Raw genomic sequence first — 20,542 nt, 5'->3', positions numbered from 1 at the left:
TCATCTCTTAAAACACCAGTTCCCAGCCAATTTGATCCCAGTATTGTTGCTCGGTTTTCAAGTCAGCATGAAGCAGCAAATTGTTCTCTAACCAGTTTTTATCTTCACAGGTTAAATGCCAAGCATCGTCTTGAATCGAGAGCGTCAATTCTGGGAGCAGTTCTTCGTGGCGCTGACCGTTGACCAAAATAGAGAGGCGCAGAATTCGAATCAGTCCTAGGATGTGTTTTTTCTTAAATAACGTAAAACTCTCCATTTCATTGAGTTTGAGAGCTTTACGCTGAAAGCGCGCCAAGGTGGCAAGCACCTGCTGTTGCTCACGGTTAAATCCTGCCATATTGGTATGCGTGAGAATGTAAGCGGAGTGGCGATGAAACGCTTGATAACTGATGTTTAAGCCCACTTCGTGTAGAAGTGCTCCCCACTCAAGTAAGGCCGGTAATTCGGACTCCGATTGAATACCAATCGTTGCCCCCACTTGATCCAAAAAATCCCTTGCATAGCTTTTTACGATAGCGGCATGCTCTAAGTCGACGGCGTGTTTATCGGCGAGCGCCTCGGTGATACGTAAGCGGATATCGCTGTATTTAAAGCGATCTTCCATTTCATAGAGTAAGCCTTCACGCAAAGCGCCATCGGAGAAGTGCATCTCGTCGATGTGTAGGTCCTGAAAAATGGCTGCCATAATGGCCACGCCTGCCGCAAACACGGGTTTACGCTCGTCATTGAGCCCATCGAGCTCAATCTCATCGATCGTCCGCCATTCACAAAGACGTTCAATCAGCTTTTCTAAGCGTGTTGCTGTGATTAAACCATCCTCATACCCTAAGCCAATTAATACCTCTTTGATGGCTTTAGCCGTGCCTGAGGATCCAAAGGCAATATTCCAGCTCGCTTTTCGATAGGATTGAGCCAGAGATTCTAGGCGTTGCTGTGCGGCCAAGATGGCTTGGGCAAAATTCTTTTTCGATAATTTATTATTGGCAAAATACCGATGGGTATAGCTGACACATCCCATTTGTTTGCTATTGACCAGCAAGGGTTCAAATCCACGACCGATGATCATTTCGGTACTACCGCCACCAATATCGACGACGAGCATCGATTCATCAGACGGTGGCTGTGTGTGGGCGACGCCAAGAAAAATGAGGCGAGCTTCTTCTGTTCCCGCGATCACTTCAATGGGAAAGGGGATAACACTGCGAGCTCGCTCAATGAAGGTTCGTGAGTTAACCGCTTGTCTTAATGTGTGAGTGGCGGCAATGCGGACGTTATCTGGGGAGAAATCTTGAATGCGTTCTGCAAACATAGCGAGGCAGTCGAGCGCTCGTTGTATCGCCTCTTCACTGAGGTTTTTATCGTCATCGAGACCGGCAGCGAGATGGACGCGTTGTTTGTGACGACTGACAATCTGTAAATCTTTATCGATTACCTTCGCCACCACCATATGAAAACTGTTCGAGCCTAAGTCGAGGGCGGCAATATCACGAGATTCATTCTCTATATTCATGTTTTTTCACTTCGCTGATGCGTTTACGTGTTTGCTTTTCAATGCCTTTAAGATAATCGTAAATCGCAATTTGTGAGCGAATTTTTTTACGATTACCCCGTTCAACATAACGGTTGCTCATGGTTTTATCAATCACACGTGCCTTGACGGTATCGGTGAGCTGAATATTGAAGATATCAATGATGCGTTTTTTGAGTCGTTCATCGCGAATAGGGGTCGATACCTCGATCCGGTGGTCAATGTTACGAGTCATCCAATCGGCGGAAGAAATCCAGACGAGTGGATTGCCATTGTTATGAGTAATTAGGACACGCGGGTGTTCTAAAAACCGGTCGACAATACTAATGATGGTAATGTTATCGCTGATGCCTTCTACTCCAGGAACCAATGAACACATACCGCGAATGATCATGTCTATTTTGACTCCTGCTGAACTGGCGCCATAGAGCTTATTAATCAGGCCTTTGTCGACCAAATTATTCACCTTGATTTTCATTGAGGCTGGTAGGCCTGCACGAGCGTTGGCGATCTCACTATCAATGATGCGATAAATCTGCTTACGTGAATTACGCGGTGACACAATCAGGTGGTTAAAGGTGACCGGTAGATAAGGATTTTCAATATAAGTAAACACATGCCGCACTTCTTCAGTGAGCTCCTTATCGGCCGTCAGCAGAGCAAAATCGGTATAGATGCGTGCGGTTTTTTCATGAAAGTTGCCGGTCCCGATATGCGCATAACGATGGATGTCGAGCCCTTCTTTGCGGGCGATGAGCAGTAGCTTTGAGTGTATCTTCATGCCTGGCACGCCGAAGATGACTTGCACACCGGCGTCCGTTAAAATTTTTGACCAACCAATATTGGCTTCTTCATCAAAGCGCGCTTGCAATTCAACTACGACCACCACGCGTTTTCCGTTATGCACGGCATCGATTAATGAATTCATCAAACGTGAGTGTTTGGCGACCCGGTAAATGTTGATCTTGATACTGATCACTTTAGGGTCGAAGGAAGCTTGGCGTACCAACTCAGAGATATGCTCGAACTGATGATAGGGATAATGCAGCAGAATATCTTTGTCTTTAATTGCATCGAAGGCGTTGGGGTAACCTTCGAAATCGGCACATCGCAGCGGAGGAAACGGTTTGTTTTCTAAATACGCTCGGCCAAGGTTCGGAAAACCAATGAAGTCCTTGAAATTATGATAGCGACTGCCGGGTAACAAACTATCGTAATCTGAAATTTGCAGCTTATGGCAAAGAAATCTCAGCATGTCGTCGGGCATCTCTCGTTCGTAAACAAAGCGCACTGGCATCGCCGTTAAACGCTGCTCTAGCCCTTCTGACAGTTGTTCTAATAGGCTGTATTCAATTTCATGGCTGAGGTCATACTCGGCGTCACGCGTCATCTTCATCGCATAGCCGTTTAGCTCATCATAATCAAAAAAGCCTCGGAAAATATCATCCAAACAGAAGCGAATAATATTATCGAGTAGAATGATGGTCTTGCGGCGCTTGCCTTTTGCCTCTGGAAGCTGGATAAAGCGAGGCAGGTGATCGGTGGGAATTTCGACTAATGCGTATTGTGATTGTTGGTTATTTTTGAGATCGATAGCGATATAAGCGTATTCATCTTTGAGAAATTGCAAGACATCAATATCATCGTCCATGAGTAACGGCGTAATATGGGGGAGGACATGATCGCGAAAATAATCGGCTAACCAGAGCTTTTGGGTGTCATCAAGTTGAGTTTCATTCACTAAGAAAATCCGACGTCTGGCCATTTCTAAAATGAGCTCGCTATACAAGTCATCGAATTTTTGGCTGAGCTGATAGGCTTTCTTTTGCATTTGGGCGAGCAGATGTTTCGCTGAATTGTTGCCACCGCGCTCATTATTGATCAGAATACGTCGTTTCACGTCAGCAAAGCGAACTTTGTAGAATTCATCGAGATTATTCGAGAAAATCCCTAAAAAGCGGACTCGCTCGATAAGCGGGACCGTTTTATCTGCGGCTTCTTGCAGGACTCTCTCGTTAAAAGATAACCAACTTAGCTCTTTTTCTACATACAGCTTGTCTGCACTCATGAAACATCCTTTGCTATCGATGGGAAGAAAATTCTAGGCCATAGTTTGCAAACTAGTTTTTTTCTATGACATTTTTATTACATTTCTTGCATATTTGACAAACTAGACGTTGTTTGTTGCTTTAACCAGCAATGTAATATTTTTGTCATTTAAACGACATATACTTCGTTAACGCTACTTAAGGTTGAGAACCGCATGATACACACCGATTTTTCGTTGAATCAAAGAGACAAGCAAAGACGTTGGAAAGATCGTCTTGTGCGGGTCGGTGTAACGTGTGGTGGTGTTGGTGTGCTTGGCTTTTTAGTCTTAATGTTTGTCTATTTGGCCATGGTGGTGATGCCACTATTCAGTGGCGCGAAATTTACGCCGAATGTACACCAACAAACCTTGCCCGTTCATTCTTTATGGCACATCGCATTAGATGATTATGGTAAGCACTTACTTACTGTAAATAAAAGCGGTGATGCGCAATTTTGGTCGTTAACCTCTAGCGATCCTAAACCACTTAACAGTATATCGCTATTAACGATGCCACAAAAGTTGGTCACCATGCCGTCCGATTATGGTTGGTTTGCCTTACTTGGCCAACAAAATCAGGTGGTATTGGCAAAGCCCGCATTCCACCAAAAAGTCACGCCAACGGGGCGTCAGTTCACGCCAAGCTTGCAGCAAAAGAGGTACGACTTAACGGCGGACACAGAATCGGCGCGAGTTAACACGTTTACGTTTACCAAAACGCCTGATTTAGTCATGTTTGCCAGTTATTTATCCGATAAAACGGTCCACGTACGCTGGCAATCGAGCAAGGATTCATCGTTTCATGAATTTGTATTTCCGTCTACGTTTGAGCACATTGATCAACTGTTACTGACTCCCGATGGCAAAACACTCTATCTTCGTGACCATAATGAGTTAGTGGTGGCTGAGCACCACCCCTCGGGGTTTGTGGTGAGAGAAATTGTCGATTTAAGCGCACAGCATCCTAAGCAGCAGGTGAGGAACATTCGGTTATTAGCGGGCGCGTACTCGTTGCTTGTGTCTTATGATGACGATAGGGTGAGCCAGTGGTTCGATGTGCTGGAAAACCACGTGCGCTCTTTGCACCATATTCGTGACTTTCACCTTGCCAAGCAGACTGAATTTTTATTGCCGGATACGTTTAGCAAAGGCTTTTATAGTTTTCATCAGGACGGCACAGTAGAGAACCAATTTACTACCAGCCATAAAACGTTATTTTCCCAAAAGGTCTTTCAGCACGCTCCCAAACTGGCTGCGATGAGTAACAATGAACGCTATTTAGCGACGTACCAAGCGCCCAATCGCATCTCAGTGGCGCGGATCAGTAACGACTATCCAGAGGTGTCATGGTCATCGCTGTGGGAAAAGGTGTGGTATGAGCATTATCCGGACCCTCAATTCGTTTGGCAATCCACGTCAGCGAGCGATAAATTTGAACCAAAATTTAGTTTAGTTCCGATTGCGTTTGGTACGCTAAAAGCGGCGGCTTATGCCATGTTATTTGCGATTCCGATTGCCGTATTTGGGGCCATTTATACGGCTTACTTCATGACCGCGAGAATGCGCCGGATTGTGAAACCCAGTATTGAATTGATGGAAGCGTTACCGACGGTCATTATTGGATTTTTAGCCGGATTATGGTTTGCACCACTAGTGGAGCGTAACTTAGCCTCGGTCATGACGCTATTGGTTATCCTCCCATTGACGACCATGGTGGTAGGGTTTGTTTGGTCGAAGATCATCCCAGCCGATTACCGGCGTCGGATTCCCGGTGGTTGGCATGTCGTGATTTTAATTCCAGCGCTGGTGGCCGTCGTCTGGGTAACGCTGCATTATAGTGAAGCGCTGGAAATGCTGATGTTCAATGGCGATGCACGCGTATTTTTGATGCAGCATGGCATCGATTTTGATCAGCGTAATGCCTTAGTGGTCGGCTTTGCGATGGCGTTTGCTGTGATTCCCACCATTTTCACCATCGCGGAAGATGCGGTGTTTTCGGTTCCTCGCCATTTATCCGATGGCTCATTAGCGTTAGGTGCTACGCCATGGCAAACCTTAACACGAGTGATTTTATTGACAGCAAGTCCGGGGATTTTTTCAGGCATCATGATGGGGTTAGGCCGTGCGGTCGGTGAAACAATGATTGTATTAATGGCGACGGGGAATACGCCCATTCTTAATTGGAATATTTTTGAAGGGATGAGAACATTATCGGCGACCATTGCCGTTGAATTACCGGAATCTGAAATCGGTAGTTCTCATTATCGTGTGCTCTTTTTGGCCGCGTTACTGCTTTTCACGTTCACATTTGCCGTCAACTCATTAGCCGAATGGGTTCGTCAACGCCTTCGTGCTCGCTACCGTATGTTATAAGGGGAGTCATGTGATTAACTGGATAAGATCCGGCGCCCCTTGGATTTGGCTCACGGGGGGAGCGGTAAGTATTAGCTTGATGTCGGTATTAGGTTTGTTGCTACTTATTGGCTGGAAAGGGCTGATCTACTTTTGGCCTGCGCCTTTATATCAATGGCAGGACGAGACGGGACACCGTCTAATTGGGCAGCTTTATGATAAAGATGAAGTGCCAATTAGCCATTTACATACGGCATCGCTACATTTAAATGAAGCGACCCGACAGAAAGGCTCTGTGGAGCGTTTACACATTAAGATTGCCAATCGGGAGCGCAATACGGCCGATTTTGTCTCTGTTCTTGGCATTGATCTTTCTAAACCTACGCGCCCGAAACATTGGGCGGTGATCGACCGTGAGCGCAACGGTCAGTTTTATGGGCGTCCAGTCCAGTACATTTTAGCGAATGGGCAACCGACCAATGATGTTGATCCTAACTTGCAAAAAGGGATGCAACAAGCCGCGGCCATTCGTCATCGCATTGAGGCGTTAATCGAAAATACGATCCGTCATTTAGGGCAAGACATTGAAGATTTGCATCGCGAGCGTCGCCGCTTACAATTGAATGATCAACTGACGTCAAATAAAGCGCGTGAGCTTGAGTTAGAGCAGACCAATCTCGATAACCAATTGTCACTGGCAGAGCACCGTGTTGATGAACTGCGTGCGCAGCTTGGCATGCAGGCCTTGATTGTTGAAGATATGACGGGACAGCATGTGAGCATTCCGGTCAAACAGATTTTACGGTGTTGGTACCCTAATCAGCTGACATGGACAGAAAAAGTCTCCCACTGGGCGAAAGGCGTCTGGCTGTTTTTATCGGAAAAACCGCGTGAGTCGAACTCAGAAGGCGGCGTGTTCCCGGCCATATTTGGCACCATATTATTGGTGTTGCTGATGTCGATAGTGGTCATGCCGTTAGGCATTGTGGCTGCGGTGTACTTACATGAATACGCCAAAGACAACGCATTCACCCGTATGATTCGAGTCGCGGTGATTAATTTAGCTGGCGTTCCGTCAATCGTTTATGGGGTGTTTGGGCTGGGCTTTTTTGTGTATACCATTGGTGGGTCGATTGATAAGGTGTTCTTTGCCGATCGTCTTCCCGCCCCGACTTTTGGTACGCCGGGCCTGTTATGGTCGGCATTAACCCTAGCGGTATTAACGCTACCTGTGGTAATCGTGGCAACAGAAGAAGGCTTGAGCCGCATCCCTTATGCGATTCGTCACGGCTCGCTAGCATTAGGGGCGACGCAATTTGAAACCATATGGCGCATCGTATTACCGATGGCCAGTCCGGCGATGATTACCGGCTTAGTGTTGGCGGTAGCACGTGCGGCGGGGGAAGTGGCGCCGTTGATGTTGGTCGGTGTCGTAAAATTGGCGTCGAATTTACCGGTCGATGATCAGTTCCCGTATTTACACTTAGAGCGTAAATTTATGCATTTAGGCTTTCATATTTATGATTTAGGTTTTCAAAGTCCCAATATAGAAGCGGCACGGCCTTTGGTGTATGCCACGGCTTTTTTATTGGTTGCGGTGATTATTATATTGAACCTTACGGCCATCAGTATTCGCAATAACTTACGTGAGAAGTTTAGAACTCTAGGACAAGATTAAGCATGTATTCAGTCAATCAGACGCTGGGCTATGAGCTTCCATTGGATGTCAATAACCTTGATGATGAGCAAACCGCGATCGAAATTGAGCGCTTAAACCTCTATTACGATCAGCAGTATCAAGCGCTGAAAAACATTTCGATGCGCATTCCCAAAGGCAATGTGACCTCGTTCATTGGCCCGTCTGGGTGTGGTAAATCCACGCTGTTGCGCTGCATTAATCGTATGAACGATTTGGTTGAAGATTGCCATATTGATGGGGAAGTAAAGTTACACGGACGCAATGTGTATCACAACGATGTGGATGTCCCGACATTACGGCGCCGCATCGGGATGGTGTTTCAACGCCCGAATCCGTTTCCAAAATCGATTTATGAAAACGTAGTGTATGGATTGCGCCTGCAAGGCATTAAAAATAGTCGCACTTTAGATGATGCGGTAGAACACGCCTTGCGCTCAGCGGCATTGTGGGATGAAGTCAAACATCGGCTACACGAAAATGCTTTTGGCCTGTCTGGTGGGCAGCAGCAACGTTTGGTTATTGCTCGCGCCATCGCGATTGAACCGGAAGTGTTATTGCTTGATGAGCCGACTTCGGCGCTAGACCCGATTTCAACGTTGACGATTGAAGAACTCATCCATGAACTCAAGCAAAAATACACCGTGATTATGGTTACGCATAACATGCAACAAGCCGCTCGCGTGAGTGATTATACCGCGTTTATTCATATGGGAGCGCTCATTGAATACGCGGATACGGATACGATTTTTACGTCCCCGACCAAAAAGCAAACAGAAGATTACATTACCGGGCGTTATGGTTAAAACAGGCAGAGATAAGCGATGATGCAATTAGGGCGACACATTTCAGGGCAGTTTAACGCAGAGCTTGAGTCGATTCGTACGCATTTATTGACGATGGGAGGGCTGGTGGAACAGCAGCTTTCCTATGCGATGCATGCGCTACATAAAGATGATATTGAGCTAGCGCGTAAAGTGGTGCGTGACGATCATAAAGTCAATGCGATGGAAGTGTCTATTGATGAAGCGTGCACGCGAATTATTGCGAAAAGACAGCCAACTGCGAAAGATCTGCGTCTGATTATGTCGATCATCAAAACCATTACCGACCTTGAACGCATTGGTGATGTGGCGACGAAAATGGCTTACATCACGATTGAAAGCAGTTCGGTGAAAGAGCGGACTTTTCAAACTGCGTTAGAGCCACTGTGTCGCTCCGCGATAGAAATGTTGCATCAAGTGCTCGATGCGTTTGCTCGCATGGATTTAGAGGCCGCCGTACGCATTTACAAGCTCGATGATAAGCTGGATGCCGAAGTGGAAAGCGTGATTGAAAATCTGACTCACTCGATGATGGAAGATGTGGATAATATTCCCAACATCCTGCAAGTGATGGGCTCTGCCAGAGCGATTGAACGTATTGGCGATCGTTGCCAAAACATATGCGAGTACATTATTTATTTTGTCAAAGGTAAGGATGTCCGGCACATTGATGAACAGACGATTGATGAGGCTCTTGAAGATTGAGCTCAGAGCATTAAAAGTCCGTCACCGCACTCATATGAAAGGTGCAATATATGAAAGGTGCAATAAAAAATCCCAGCGTTTAGCTGGGATTTCTATTCTTAGCGACTATTTTTATGCCCTAAGCTGACTTAGGGCGACAGTCACTTATTTTTTGTCTAGGTCTGAAGAGTGCTCAGAAAGGTAAGCGGCAACACCGTCTGTTGATGCTTGCATACCTGATTTACCTTTTTCCCACTGTGCAGGACATACTTCGCCGTGCTCTTGGTGGAATGATAGAGCATCAACCATACGTAGCATTTCATCGATGTTACGACCTAGAGGACCATCGTTCACAACTTGGTGACGAACAACACCTTCTTCGTCGATTAGGAAAGAACCACGTAGTGCGATGCCAGGGCCGTTTGGATCAGCAACGTCATAGGTGTTAACAACTTCGTGAGTTGTGTCTGCAACAAGCGGGTAGTTCACTTCACCGATACCGCCATTGTCTACAGACGTTTTACGCCATGCGTTGTGAGAGAATACAGAGTCGATAGACACACCGATTACTTCACAGCCTTTTTCTTGGAAGTCAGCTAGACGTTTGTCGAATGCAATGATTTCTGATGGGCAAACGAAAGTGAAGTCTAGTGGGTAGAAGAATAGAACAGCTTTCTTACCTTTAATGAATTCAGAAAGGTTGAAGTTATCAACGATTTCACCGTTACCTAGAACTGCTCCAGCGGTAAAATCAGGGGCTTTGCGACCAACTAGTACCATTTTATTGCTCCTAAATATAGCATTATGTGTGAGCCCAAACCTTATGTTCGGGTCATTCCGTGTAACTACAAGACAAACTATAGTACAAAGAGTAGTATAGAAAAAAGCGAATAAAATAGATTGTCCTAATCGAAAAAAGCGATAAGCCCACCTCACAGAGGTCGGCCCTTTGGATTGCAATAAAACAGTAATATTATTATGAATAAGTGGCCAAGTTTAAAGCAAATTCATTACCTCATTACCTTACATGAGACGCGGCATTTTAGTGATGCTGCGCAGCGTTGTTTTGTCAGTCAATCGACGCTCAGTAAAGGTATACAGAACCTAGAAGAGCTGATTGGGTGTCCTCTTTATGAAAAGAAAGACAAAAGAAGTCCGTTAGTCTTCACCATTGCCGGAGAAGAAGTGGTGAAGCTTGGGCGTGAATTATTGGCTCGCGGTCAAGATTTAGTGGAGTTAGGGAAAGTATGCAGCGGAAGTAGTATGGAAGGGCAATTGAAGCTCGGTTGTATTCCGACCATTGCTCCATTCCTGCTCGGCGATTTGGTGCAGCAGGTGAATCTGCATTTTCCGAAACTGCATCTTTTATTGCGTGAGGACACCACAACCAATTTATTAGCCGCTCTCCGGGCCGGAACATTGGATGCGCTTATCTTAGCGCTCCCGGTGGAAATTGGCGAAATGGAAAAACGTATTGTTGGCAAAGACAGTTTTCATATGGTGATGAGCCGAGAACAAGCTCAAGCTTTGCCAACTCCGCTGCAATACCATGATTTGCCCGATCAGTCGGTCTTTTTATTAGAGAATGAGCACTGCTTAACCGAACACGCTGTTTCTGCTTGCCGACTGACTGAAAAAGAAAAGATCAATCCCTTCATGGCGACCAGTTTACATACGCTGGTACAGATGGTTGCGAATGGGCTGGGAACCACGTTCATCCCTCAAATTGCCATCAAGCACGGCTTGCTCAATAATCAGAATTTAGTCGCGGTGGATCCTCCCGGACAACAAGCGCATCGAGACATTGGATTGGTATGGCGGCCAAGTTCATCACGTACGCAATCTTTTCATCAGCTTGCGGACATTATTACGCCTCTTTTAGAGCCTGCCACATTGGAAGCGTAAATAAACAAGGAGTCCATACCTATGGACTCCTTGTGAGTAACGGTGCTATTTGGGGCTAACGTCGTGGTTGAACCTGTCAGCGGGGTTAGACGTCACTTTCTTCAGGTTCTGTATTCTCTTGAATTTCTAGTAGATTGATTGCAATGGCGATGAAATCCGTCTCGGTGATAATGCCGACTAAGTGACCTTTATTGACCACGAGTAGACAGCCAATACGATGCTTATGCATATACAGGGCACTTTCTTTGAGTCCGGCTTGCGGGGCAACGCTCATGACATTGGTCCGCATTATCTCATACAGAGGCGTATTATCTGTGTGGATGTCCGCCGGCGTTTGTTGCAGAGGAGAAATTTGCACGGCTAACAGATCTCGCTGTGACACGATTCCCTGCAGTTGTTGGTTGCCATCAATGATGGGAATGTGGCGAATATCCAATGCTTCCATCATATTCTTCGCATCGGCAATGGTATGGGTTCGCAATAACGTATGTGGATTGCGGGTCATCATTTCTTCTACTTTGATCATTAGTTGGCTCCTGTTCTCCACGCTTTTTTTAACTATAGTTTCTCGTGTCTATTGATACTGAGAGCTACTTCAGTTTTCCTATTTATCGACGACAAATATCAGTGAAAAAGGGCAATCCTGTATCTTATCGATACTTAGGTATATACTATCGCGCCGCGCAAGATCGCATTCATTCACTAAGTAAAGATCAGAAGTCATGCACGTTTCAGATTTTCATTTTGACCTACCGGATGAGCTTATTGCTCGTTATCCGAAAGAAGAACGTACCGCGAGTCGCTTATTGCAACTCGATGGCAATAGCGGTGAGCTTGTCGATGGTACATTCAAGGATGTGCTCAACATCGTACAACCGGGTGATTTATTAGTATTTAACAATACTCGTGTTATCCCCGCTCGTATGTTTGGGCGCAAAGCCTCTGGCGGTAAGCTAGAAGTGCTCGTCGAGCGTATGCTTGATGATGAGTCCATCTTGGCTCATGTTCGTTGTTCAAAACCGCCGAAACCAGGAACACAGCTGTTTTTGGGGGAGAACGATGACTATCAAGCAGAAATGGTGGCTCGCCATGACGCATTATTTGAACTTCGTTTTCAGTCAGATTTGACGGTCCTCGAGATTTTAAATGCGATTGGGCATATGCCACTGCCGCCTTATATCGATCGCCCAGATGAAGACGCCGATAAAGAACGCTATCAAACCGTCTATAATAAAAAGCCGGGCGCAGTAGCGGCACCGACCGCGGGCCTGCACTTTGATACGCCTTTATTGGAACAAATCAAAGAAAAAGGTGTCGAATTCGCTTACGTTACTTTGCACGTCGGCGCTGGAACGTTCCAACCGGTTCGTGTTGATGACGTTAAAAATCACCACATGCACTCCGAATATGTCGAAGTTCCAGAAGAAACGGTTCAAGCGATTCAAGCTGTTAAAGCGCGTGGCGGTCGAGTGATCGCCGTGGGTACAACCTCTGTGCGTTCTCTAGAGAGTGCGGCACAAGATGCCATTAAAAAAGGCACCGAATTAATGCCATTTTTTGGCGATACGGAGATATTTATCTATCCGGGCTATGAATATCAATTGGTGGATGGGCTCATTACCAATTTTCATTTACCGGAGTCGACCCTAATTATGTTAGTCAGTGCCTTTGCCGGTTATGACAACATTATGTCGGCCTATCGACATGCAGTAGAGCAGCAGTATCGCTTCTTTAGTTATGGCGATGCGATGTTCTTGCACAAACGAGATAATCCATAAGTGTATCTCTAACGGCTTTATGGTGAACGACATCATAGAGTCGTATTCATTTATTAACAGAGTTGCTAGGCTTGTCGTCCTAGTGACTGTTCATCCCGTCAGACTGTTTCTCTGACATTGGAGGCTTTGTGAAATTACAGTTCGAATTGAACAAAAAAGATGGCGGCGCACGTCGCGGCAAAATTACCTTTGAACGTGGCAGCGTACAAACGCCGGCGTTTATGCCTGTGGGGACCTACGGCACGGTAAAAGGTATGACACCGGAAGAAGTTAAAGGGACCGGTGCTGAAATTCTTTTAGGTAACACGTTCCATTTATGGTTACGTCCTGGTCAAGACGTAATGAAACTGCATGGCGATCTGCATGACTTCATGAACTGGCAGGGTCCTATCCTGACCGATTCAGGCGGTTTCCAAGTGTTCAGTTTGGGTGATATTCGTAAAATCACTGAGCAAGGGGTGCACTTTCGTAACCCAGTGAACGGTGACAAGATTTTCATGGACGCCGAGAAGTCGATGGAAATCCAAAAAGATTTAGGTTCGGATATCGTCATGATCTTTGATGAATGTACGCCATACCCAGCCACTCACGCTGAAGCAAAAGCTTCTATGCAAATGTCGTTACGTTGGGCACAACGTTCTCGCGATCATTTTGATAAGTTAGAAAACCCGAATTCATTATTTGGTATCGTGCAGGGCGGGGTTTATGAAGATCTGCGTGATGAATCGGTCAAAGGTCTGACCGATATCGGGTTTGATGGCTACGCGGTTGGCGGTTTGGCCGTGGGTGAACCGAAAGAAGAAATGCACCGTATGCTCGAGCACACTTGTCCACAACTTCCAGAAGATAAGCCGCGTTACTTGATGGGCGTGGGGAAACCAGAAGACTTGGTAGAAGGTGTTCGTCGTGGCATTGATATGTTCGATTGTGTCATGCCCACTCGAAATGCCCGTAATGGCCACTTGTTTGTGACAGGGGGTGTGATCAAGATCCGTAATGCGAAACATAAAACGGATACAACCGCTCTGGATCCTGAGTGTGACTGTTACACTTGTCAGAACTATTCTAAATCGTATTTGCATCATTTAGATCGTTGCAACGAAATTCTTGGTGCACGTCTGAATACTATTCATAACTTACGTTACTATCAACGTGTTATGGAAGGCATTCGCCAAGCGATTGATGAAGATCGTTTTGATAGTTTTGTTGAGGAGTTCTACGCACGTCGCAATCGCGAAGTGCCTCCTTTGCAAAAAGAAAACGCTTAATGATGGATGAGTCAAGCAGGTATCGTTATACCATTAAGTTCGTGGTAGGCTTGAATTTTGCTTGGCTCAACCCAATTACAATGATATTCAAATTAACAATAACTTAGAGGACGTTTTAATGAGTCTAATTTCTGTAGCACACGCAGCTGGCGAAGGTGCACCACAGCAAGGTGGCGGTATGAGCATGATCATCATGCTAGGTATGTTTGCTGTCATTTTTTATTTTATGATTTTCCGCCCACAACAAAAACGCGCGAAAGAGCATAAAAACCTAATGGCATCCATGTCTAAAGGTGACGAAGTGCTTACCAGCGGTGGTTTCGTGGGTATTATCAATAAAATCTCTCCAGAAAATGATTTCATTGCAATTGAATTAAACACAAGCAATGTTGTTGTGATCAAAAAAGATTTTGTTTCTGCAGTACTGCCTAAAGGTACTATGAAGTCCCTTTAATATAGCCAAGGATTCTTGCTGTGCTAAACCGTTATCCTCTTTGGAAGTATTTAATGGTGCTATTTGCCATCATTATTGCCGCCGTGTATGCGCTTCCTAATTTATACGGTGAAGACCCGGCTATTCAAATTACAGGGGCACGTGGTGCCTCTGTTAATATGTCAACGCTGGACTCTGTCACTAAGACGCTCGATAGTGAGCACATTTCTCATCGGTCTGTGTCATTAGAAAATGGCTCCATTCTAGTTCGATTCAAAGATACCGATACCCAATTAACCGCACGCGATGCGATTCGTTCTGCTCTTGGGCAAGATAAAATCGTGGCGCTCAACTTAGCGCCCGCTACGCCAAAATGGCTGCAAGACATTGGTGCTGCACCAATGAAACTCGGTCTTGATTTGCGTGGTGGTGTTCACTTCTTAATGGAAGTGGATATGGATGCGGCTCTTAATAAGCTGGTTGGCCAGCAAGAAGACGCATTCCGTACTGAGCTACGTGATGATCGTATCCGTTACCGTGCGATTAGTCCGAAGAAACATAGCGTAGAAATTACGTTACGTAGTGAAGACCAAGTATCAAAAGCGAAAGCGTTACTCGAAGAAAAACATCGTGATATGACCTTTACCGAGAGTGACAAAAACGGCCGTCATATATTGGTTGCTAACTTCACTGAAAAACGCATGCAAGAAATTCGCAACTATGCGGTAGAGCAAAACCTGACGATTTTACGTAACCGTGTTAACGAATTAGGTGTTGCTGAGCCGTTAGTACAACGTCAAGGTGCTGACCGTATCGTGGTTGAGTTGCCTGGTGTTCAAGATACGGCTCGAGCCAAAGAAATCTTAGGGGCCACGGCGACACTCGAATTCCGTCAGGTGGACCAAAGTGCCGATATTTCAGCCGCTGCGAATGGCCGTGCGCCAGCGGGCAGCGAGGTGAAGTATGATCGTGATGGTCGCCCTGTTGTCTTGAAAAAACGGGTGATTTTGGGGGGCTCAAGTATCACCGATGCGTCATCAAGCACTGACCAATATGGTCGACCACAAGTTAACATCTCACTGGATAGTGAAGGTGGTAGCAAAATGTCGGCATTCTCGAAAAATCATATTGGCAAGCTAATGGCGACGGTATTCACTGAATACAAAGACAGTGGTAAGAAAACCGCCGATGGCAAAGTTATCTTGAAGAAGCATGAAGAGGTGATTAACCAAGCGACGATTCAATCCGCGCTAGGTAGCAGTTTCCGTATTACGGGAATCAGCTCAGCGTCTGAAGCTCATAACCTTGCCTTGCTATTGCGTGCAGGGGCGTTGATTGCGCCTATCTCCATTGTCGAAGAACGTACCATTGGTCCATCAATGGGACAACAAAATGTCGATATGGGTGTGCAAGCATGTATTTGGGGCTTAGCGGCCGTTATGCTGTTTACGCTGCTTTATTACCGTCGTTTTGGTCTGATTGCGGATATTGCATTGTTATCTAACTTGGTGCTAATCATTGGAATTATGTCATTGATTCCAGGGGCAACCATGACCTTACCGGGGATTGCCGGTATCGTATTAACCGTCGGTATGGCGGTCGATGCCAACGTATTGATCTTTGAAAGGATCCGTGAAGAACTTGCCGATGGACGCAGTCCGCAGCAAGCGATTCACCAAGGATACGCGAATGCGTTCAGTACCATTGCGGATGCGAACATCACGACGTTAATTACGGCTATTATCTTGTTTGCTGTGGGAACAGGCGCCATTAAAGGCTTCGCGGTGACGTTATCCATTGGTATTTTGACGTCCATGTTTACAGCTATTGTCGGAACACGTTGTATCGTGAACCTGATGTATGGTGGTAAACGTATTAAAAAACTGTCGATCTAAGGTTAGGAATCACTATGTTTCAAATTCTGAAACCAGGAAAATTGATCGACTTTATGAGTCGTTCAAAATACGCCTTTGCTTTTTCAATGGTATTGATCATTGCTTCTATCGCCACTTTATCGATTAAAGGGTTGAACTGGGGCTTGGACTTTACCGGTGGTACTTTGATTGAAGTCGGTTTTGACCAGTCAGCGAATCTGCAAGAAGTGCGCGATTCATTGAGGGCGAAAGGCTTTGACGAGGCGACGGTACAAAACTTCGGTTCGACGAAAGATGTACTGGTTCGTTTGCGCCCAAGTGGTGACAAAGTCAAAAGTGTCGGTGAAAATGTCTTATCAGCGATAAAAGAAGGCACGGGTAAAAACGTTGAGATGCGCCGTATTGAAACGGTGGGCGCAAGTGTCGGTGATGAATTAGCAGAAGATGGCGGTCTTGCCATTATTGTCTCGCTAATCTGTATCCTGATTTATGTGTCTGTTCGTTTTGAATGGCGTTTAGCGGCTGGTGCCGTATTATCCTTGGCGCACGATGTCACTATCACTTTGGGTGTGTTCTCTTTGATGCAGATTGAAGTGGACTTAACCATTGTGGCGGCATTGCTAACGGTGGTCGGTTACTCCTTGAACGATACCATCGTGGTCTTTGACCGGATTCGTGAGAACTTCCGTAAGATGCGTAAAGGCCAATCGGCGGAAATTATGAACAGCTCAATTACGCAAACATTGAGCCGTACATTAATTACCTCGGGTACCACATTATTTGTGGTCATTGCCTTGTTTGCCGAAGGTGGTGCGATGATTCACGGTTTTGCCACCGCGTTACTACTTGGTATCACGGTCGGTACGTACTCATCGATTTATGTCGCATCGGCATTGGCTCTGAAACTGGGTATTACCAAAGAACACCTCACGCCTGTACAGGTAGAGAAAGAGGGCGCTGAGTTTGATCAGCAACCTTAGATAATAAAAAGCCACAGTATGTGGCTTTTTTTATCACTGACAAATTTGTTTTATTAACCGTGAAAGGGGATTCATCATGACTATTTCGCAATTAGATTCCAAGACAGCGCTCATCGTAATTGATTTACAAGAAGGCATTGTGCCCCTAGCACCAGAAGCAGAGGCAAAAACAGCGGTTGAGCATTCTGTACAATTGATTAATGCCTTTCACGCTAAAAAGCTCCCTGTAGTGCTTGTCAATGTGGAAGGTGGGGCACCAGGGCGGACGAGTTTCCCTCACACTGGTGGAGAAGAAGTACCAACAAACTGGTCTGATTTTATTCCAGCATTGCCGCGTAAAGATGATGATATTGTCGTGACCAAACATTGTTGGGGAGCACTAATCAATACGGATTTGCACACTCAGCTTAAACAGCAAGGCGTCACACAAGTCGTAGTAGTGGGGATTGCAACGTCTATGGGCGTTGAGTCGACTGCGCGTCAAGCGTATGAGCTTGGCTATAACGTTACCTTAGTTGAAGATGCCATGGCCGATCTGAGCTTCACCAATCATCGGCATGCGGTCGACAATATTTTTCCAATGATTGCCGAAGTCGGCTCGACGAGTGATCTAATCAAGATATTGAACGCGTAGTGCGTTCAACCCGTCTCATTTAACGTGGTGGGCTGTTTCTCGGTTATTATTTTGGTTAGACACTTGCCCACGACGGTTGAGCGTCGATAAAAAAGCCCGAACTCGGTGAGTTCGGGCTTTTTTCAGCTGTGACGGAGCTTAATAATTATTTCAGAATAGAGTCGTTCGCGTTTTCACGGATGTGCTTAATAATTGTTTTCACACCACGTGCGCTTGACGCAACAACATTACCTGATTTCAGGTAATCAGTACCACCAGCGAAGTCCGTAATGATCACGCCAGCTTCACGAGCGATCAGATCGCCAGCAGCCAAATCCCAAGGCTTTAAGCCGAGTTCAAAGTAACCGTCAACACGGTTGGCAGCAACATAACATAAATCCAATGCGGCTGAACCCGTGCGGCGGAAGTCGGCACATTCAACGAACAATGCCGATAAAATCTTCATGAAAGATTCTGAGTGCTGCTTTTGTTTAAATGGGAAGCCAGTGGCCAGAATTGCGCCTTGCAAGTCTTTGATTTGTTTTACACGGATACGAGCATTGTTCAATTGTGCACCGGCACCACGTTGTGCGGTAAACAATTCATTCAACATAGGGTCGTAAACACATGCCACTTCGGTTTTGCCTTTCATGCGCACAGCAATAGAAACCGCAAAATGAGGAATGCCTTTTACAAAGTTAGTCGTGCCATCCAGTGGGTCGATGATCCATTGAACGTCCTTATCTTTTCCTTCGATAAGACCGCCTTCTTCAGCCACAATGCAGTGCTCAGGGTAAGAGCTCTGAATAGTATGAATGATCATGGCTTCAGCTTCTTTGTCTACGTTTGTGACAAAGTCATTGATACCTTTCTGAGTTGTTTCAATTTTCTCAGCATTTTCTAGAGATTTAGCAATATGATTGCCTGCTTTTCGCGCGGCGCGAATAGCAATGTTTAGCATTGGATGCATACGATTTCCCAACGGATGTTAAAGAACGAAAAAGCGGCGGGCAGTATAACAAAAGTTTCCCAAAAGGGAAGTGGTTATTTTATCATCATTCATAACAACAGGTATGAAAAGGGTCTGACCATTTTTATTAGGATTATGGTAAACTCCTGTCCGCGTTTTTTTTTAATGGTGTAATTCCTTCATGCTAGATAATATCAAGGTCGTTTTGGTCGAAACGTCACATTCTGGGAACATTGGCTCCGCTGCGCGAGCAATGAAAGTCATGGGCCTGAGCCACCTAGTATTAGTGAACCCTCAATGTGAGATTAATGAGCAAACCATGGCGCTTGCTTCTGGTGCTAGCGATATCGCAATGAATGCTCAAATTGTGAGTAGCTTGGATGAAGCAGTGAGTGATTGCGGATTAGTGGTCGGAACGAGTGCGCGCTCGAGAACACTGGAATGGCCAATGCTTAATCCACGTGAATGCGGGGAAAAGTTTGCGATTGAAACCGAATCTCATCCGGTCGCGATTATCTTTGGGCGTGAACGAACAGGGTTAGAAAACGCTGAACTGCAGAAGTGTCACTTCCATGTCGCCATTCCTGCCAATCCAGATTACAGCTCGCTCAATTTGGCGATGGCAGTGCAAACCTTGTGTTATGAATGCCGTGTTGCACAGTTGGATCGCGATGCGGCGGCGTACGCCAAACCGAAGGCGTTGGAATACCCACGTCAAAAAGAGTTGGAATTGTTCTATGCACACCTTGAAAAAGTGGCCACGCAAACCGATTTCATTAATCCAGAGCAGCCCGGGCAGGTGATGAATAAGTTACGCCGTTTGTTCAGTCGCGCGCGACCTGAATCGCCGGAACTCAATATTTTGCGCGGTATTTTGTCTTCGGTTGAGAAACAATTAAAACACAAATAGACCTTGTATTAACTAGGGTCTAATGCTTGACTAATTTACTCAAATAAATACTTGACCAAATTAGTCAGGTATGGAACACTGAGACCATATTAACAATGTGGATACGGTGTGATATGAGACTGACTTCGAAAGGAAGATATGCAGTAACAGCGATGCTTGATGTAGCGCTGAACTCGCAACAAAATCCGGTACCTTTGGCCGATATATCAGAAAGACAAGGTATTTCATTGTCATACCTTGAACAATTGTTTTCCAAATTACGTAAAGCTGGATTGGTGTCTTCTGTTCGTGGTCCTGGTGGCGGTTATCGTTTAGGGTCTGAACCAACAGACATTTCCATCGGTACAGTGATTGCTGCCGTCGATGAATCCATCGATGCGACCAAGTGCAATGGTAAAGGTGACTGCCAAGGCGGAACTCGTTGCTTGACTCATACCCTTTGGCGTGATTTAAGCTCACGTATCAGTGACTTCTTAGACAACATCTCGCTCGGTGAGTTGATGATTGATAATGAAGTTTTAGAAATTTCCGATCGCCAGACAATTGGTTTGACGGTTAACCACGGGATGGCACAGAAGAATTCAAATACTGTCACCGTTAGTGCAACCCCCGCTGGTATTAATGCTCGCTCATAGCGG

General features: G+C 45.7%; 18 protein-coding genes. 13 read left to right on the top strand and 5 right to left on the bottom strand.

The features are described 5' to 3' along the window. Positions 1 to 7: 7 nt before the first annotated feature. Entirely contained in the window at positions 8 to 1,510 is a 1,503-nt protein-coding gene (gene ppx / locus EAE30_RS15465) for an exopolyphosphatase (RefSeq protein ID WP_123016721.1), read from the bottom strand. Further along, positions 1,494 to 3,596, bottom strand: coding sequence for a polyphosphate kinase 1 (ppk1, locus tag EAE30_RS15460; protein WP_123016720.1), 2,103 nt, complete (start codon positions 3,594 to 3,596; stop codon positions 1,494 to 1,496). Before ppk1 ends, ppx begins: the two co-directional genes overlap by 17 nt. A 195-nt stretch (positions 3,597 to 3,791) precedes the next feature. Between ppk1 and EAE30_RS15455 the strand changes: the two genes are divergently transcribed. Genes EAE30_RS15455 through phoU form a run of 4 tightly spaced genes read left to right on the top strand, consistent with a single transcriptional unit; the run spans position 3,792 to position 9,194 of the window. Continuing rightward, entirely contained in the window at positions 3,792 to 5,990 is a 2,199-nt protein-coding gene (locus EAE30_RS15455; protein ID WP_123016719.1) for an ABC transporter permease subunit, read from the top strand. Between the two features lie 10 nt (positions 5,991 to 6,000). Further along, entirely contained in the window at positions 6,001 to 7,647 is a 1,647-nt protein-coding gene (pstA, locus tag EAE30_RS15450; RefSeq protein WP_123016718.1) for a phosphate ABC transporter permease PstA, read from the top strand. Between the two features lie 2 nt (positions 7,648 to 7,649). Beyond that, positions 7,650 to 8,471 (top strand): phosphate ABC transporter ATP-binding protein PstB, encoded by an 822-nt coding sequence (gene pstB / locus EAE30_RS15445; RefSeq protein ID WP_123016717.1) that lies wholly within the window; start codon positions 7,650 to 7,652, stop codon positions 8,469 to 8,471. A gap of 21 nt (positions 8,472 to 8,492) precedes the next feature. Then, a complete protein-coding gene (phoU, locus tag EAE30_RS15440) occupies positions 8,493 to 9,194 on the top strand; it encodes a phosphate signaling complex protein PhoU (RefSeq protein WP_123017398.1) in 702 nt (233 codons plus the stop codon). 144 nt (positions 9,195 to 9,338) lie between these two features. On the opposite strand, the gene EAE30_RS15435 is transcribed toward phoU, so the two are convergent. Next, positions 9,339 to 9,953, bottom strand: coding sequence for a peroxiredoxin (locus EAE30_RS15435; RefSeq protein ID WP_123016716.1), 615 nt, complete (start codon positions 9,951 to 9,953; stop codon positions 9,339 to 9,341). A 198-nt stretch (positions 9,954 to 10,151) separates the two neighbouring features. Here EAE30_RS15435 and EAE30_RS15430 point away from each other — a divergent pair, with 198 nt between their 5' ends. Beyond that, positions 10,152 to 11,078, top strand: a complete 927-nt coding sequence (locus EAE30_RS15430) for a hydrogen peroxide-inducible genes activator (RefSeq protein ID WP_123016715.1) — start codon at positions 10,152 to 10,154, stop codon at positions 11,076 to 11,078. A gap of 85 nt (positions 11,079 to 11,163) precedes the next feature. On the opposite strand, the gene EAE30_RS15425 is transcribed toward EAE30_RS15430, so the two are convergent. Next, positions 11,164 to 11,604: a CBS domain-containing protein gene (locus EAE30_RS15425; RefSeq protein ID WP_123016714.1), complete on the bottom strand. Its 441-nt coding sequence runs from the start codon at positions 11,602 to 11,604 to the stop codon at positions 11,164 to 11,166. Between the two features lie 196 nt (positions 11,605 to 11,800). Here EAE30_RS15425 and queA point away from each other — a divergent pair, with 196 nt between their 5' ends. The 6 genes from queA (at position 11,801) to EAE30_RS15395 (ending at position 18,045) form a co-directional block, all read left to right on the top strand. Then, a complete protein-coding gene (gene queA, locus EAE30_RS15420) occupies positions 11,801 to 12,856 on the top strand; it encodes a tRNA preQ1(34) S-adenosylmethionine ribosyltransferase-isomerase QueA (RefSeq protein ID WP_123016713.1) in 1,056 nt (351 codons plus the stop codon). Positions 12,857 to 12,984: 128 nt separating this feature from the next. Then, positions 12,985 to 14,124: a tRNA guanosine(34) transglycosylase Tgt gene (gene tgt, locus EAE30_RS15415; RefSeq protein WP_123016712.1), complete on the top strand. Its 1,140-nt coding sequence runs from the start codon at positions 12,985 to 12,987 to the stop codon at positions 14,122 to 14,124. Positions 14,125 to 14,242: 118 nt separating this feature from the next. Continuing rightward, the gene (yajC, locus tag EAE30_RS15410; protein ID WP_123016711.1) at positions 14,243 to 14,578 is read left to right on the top strand and encodes a preprotein translocase subunit YajC; all 336 of its coding nucleotides are present in this window, start codon (positions 14,243 to 14,245) and stop codon (positions 14,576 to 14,578) included. A 20-nt stretch (positions 14,579 to 14,598) separates the two neighbouring features. Continuing rightward, entirely contained in the window at positions 14,599 to 16,452 is a 1,854-nt protein-coding gene (secD, locus tag EAE30_RS15405; protein WP_123016710.1) for a protein translocase subunit SecD, read from the top strand. Positions 16,453 to 16,466: 14 nt separating this feature from the next. Then, positions 16,467 to 17,411: a protein translocase subunit SecF gene (gene secF, locus EAE30_RS15400; protein ID WP_123016709.1), complete on the top strand. Its 945-nt coding sequence runs from the start codon at positions 16,467 to 16,469 to the stop codon at positions 17,409 to 17,411. A gap of 76 nt (positions 17,412 to 17,487) precedes the next feature. Then, on the top strand, positions 17,488 to 18,045 hold the full coding sequence (locus tag EAE30_RS15395; protein WP_123016708.1) for an isochorismatase family protein: 558 nt from the start codon (positions 17,488 to 17,490) through the stop codon (positions 18,043 to 18,045). Between the two features lie 145 nt (positions 18,046 to 18,190). Here EAE30_RS15395 and suhB read toward each other — a convergent pair whose 3' ends face one another. Further along, positions 18,191 to 18,994: an inositol-1-monophosphatase gene (suhB, locus tag EAE30_RS15390; RefSeq protein ID WP_123016707.1), complete on the bottom strand. Its 804-nt coding sequence runs from the start codon at positions 18,992 to 18,994 to the stop codon at positions 18,191 to 18,193. 181 nt (positions 18,995 to 19,175) lie between these two features. On the opposite strand from suhB, the gene trmJ reads away from it, so the two are divergent. Then, positions 19,176 to 19,904 (top strand): tRNA (cytosine(32)/uridine(32)-2'-O)-methyltransferase TrmJ, encoded by a 729-nt coding sequence (gene trmJ / locus EAE30_RS15385; RefSeq protein ID WP_123016706.1) that lies wholly within the window; start codon positions 19,176 to 19,178, stop codon positions 19,902 to 19,904. Positions 19,905 to 20,017: 113 nt separating this feature from the next. Further along, the gene (gene iscR, locus EAE30_RS15380; RefSeq protein ID WP_123016705.1) at positions 20,018 to 20,539 is read left to right on the top strand and encodes a Fe-S cluster assembly transcriptional regulator IscR; all 522 of its coding nucleotides are present in this window, start codon (positions 20,018 to 20,020) and stop codon (positions 20,537 to 20,539) included. The last annotated feature ends 3 nt before the right edge of the window (positions 20,540 to 20,542 follow it).

The sequence above is a fragment of the Vibrio zhugei genome (assembly GCF_003716875.1).
Classification (GTDB): Bacteria; Pseudomonadota; Gammaproteobacteria; order Enterobacterales; family Vibrionaceae; genus Vibrio; species Vibrio zhugei.
Note: the sequence above shows the minus strand (reverse complement) of the source record. Positions and strands in the feature narration are given on the sequence as shown.

Coding starts and splice junctions, on each gene's coding strand:
- ppx (WP_123016721.1), bottom strand. CDS start 1,510: ATGAATATAGAGAATGAATCTCGTGATATTGCCGCCCTCGACTTAGGC.
- ppk1 (WP_123016720.1), bottom strand. CDS start 3,596: ATGAGTGCAGACAAGCTGTATGTAGAAAAAGAGCTAAGTTGGTTATCT.
- EAE30_RS15455 (WP_123016719.1), top strand. CDS start 3,792: ATGATACACACCGATTTTTCGTTGAATCAAAGAGACAAGCAAAGACGT.
- pstB (WP_123016717.1), top strand. CDS start 7,650: ATGTATTCAGTCAATCAGACGCTGGGCTATGAGCTTCCATTGGATGTC.
- phoU (WP_123017398.1), top strand. CDS start 8,493: ATGCAATTAGGGCGACACATTTCAGGGCAGTTTAACGCAGAGCTTGAG.
- EAE30_RS15435 (WP_123016716.1), bottom strand. CDS start 9,953: ATGGTACTAGTTGGTCGCAAAGCCCCTGATTTTACCGCTGGAGCAGTT.
- EAE30_RS15430 (WP_123016715.1), top strand. CDS start 10,152: ATGAATAAGTGGCCAAGTTTAAAGCAAATTCATTACCTCATTACCTTA.
- EAE30_RS15425 (WP_123016714.1), bottom strand. CDS start 11,604: ATGATCAAAGTAGAAGAAATGATGACCCGCAATCCACATACGTTATTG.
- queA (WP_123016713.1), top strand. CDS start 11,801: ATGCACGTTTCAGATTTTCATTTTGACCTACCGGATGAGCTTATTGCT.
- yajC (WP_123016711.1), top strand. CDS start 14,243: ATGAGTCTAATTTCTGTAGCACACGCAGCTGGCGAAGGTGCACCACAG.
- secF (WP_123016709.1), top strand. CDS start 16,467: ATGTTTCAAATTCTGAAACCAGGAAAATTGATCGACTTTATGAGTCGT.
- EAE30_RS15395 (WP_123016708.1), top strand. CDS start 17,488: ATGACTATTTCGCAATTAGATTCCAAGACAGCGCTCATCGTAATTGAT.
- suhB (WP_123016707.1), bottom strand. CDS start 18,994: ATGCATCCAATGCTAAACATTGCTATTCGCGCCGCGCGAAAAGCAGGC.
- trmJ (WP_123016706.1), top strand. CDS start 19,176: ATGCTAGATAATATCAAGGTCGTTTTGGTCGAAACGTCACATTCTGGG.
- iscR (WP_123016705.1), top strand. CDS start 20,018: ATGAGACTGACTTCGAAAGGAAGATATGCAGTAACAGCGATGCTTGAT.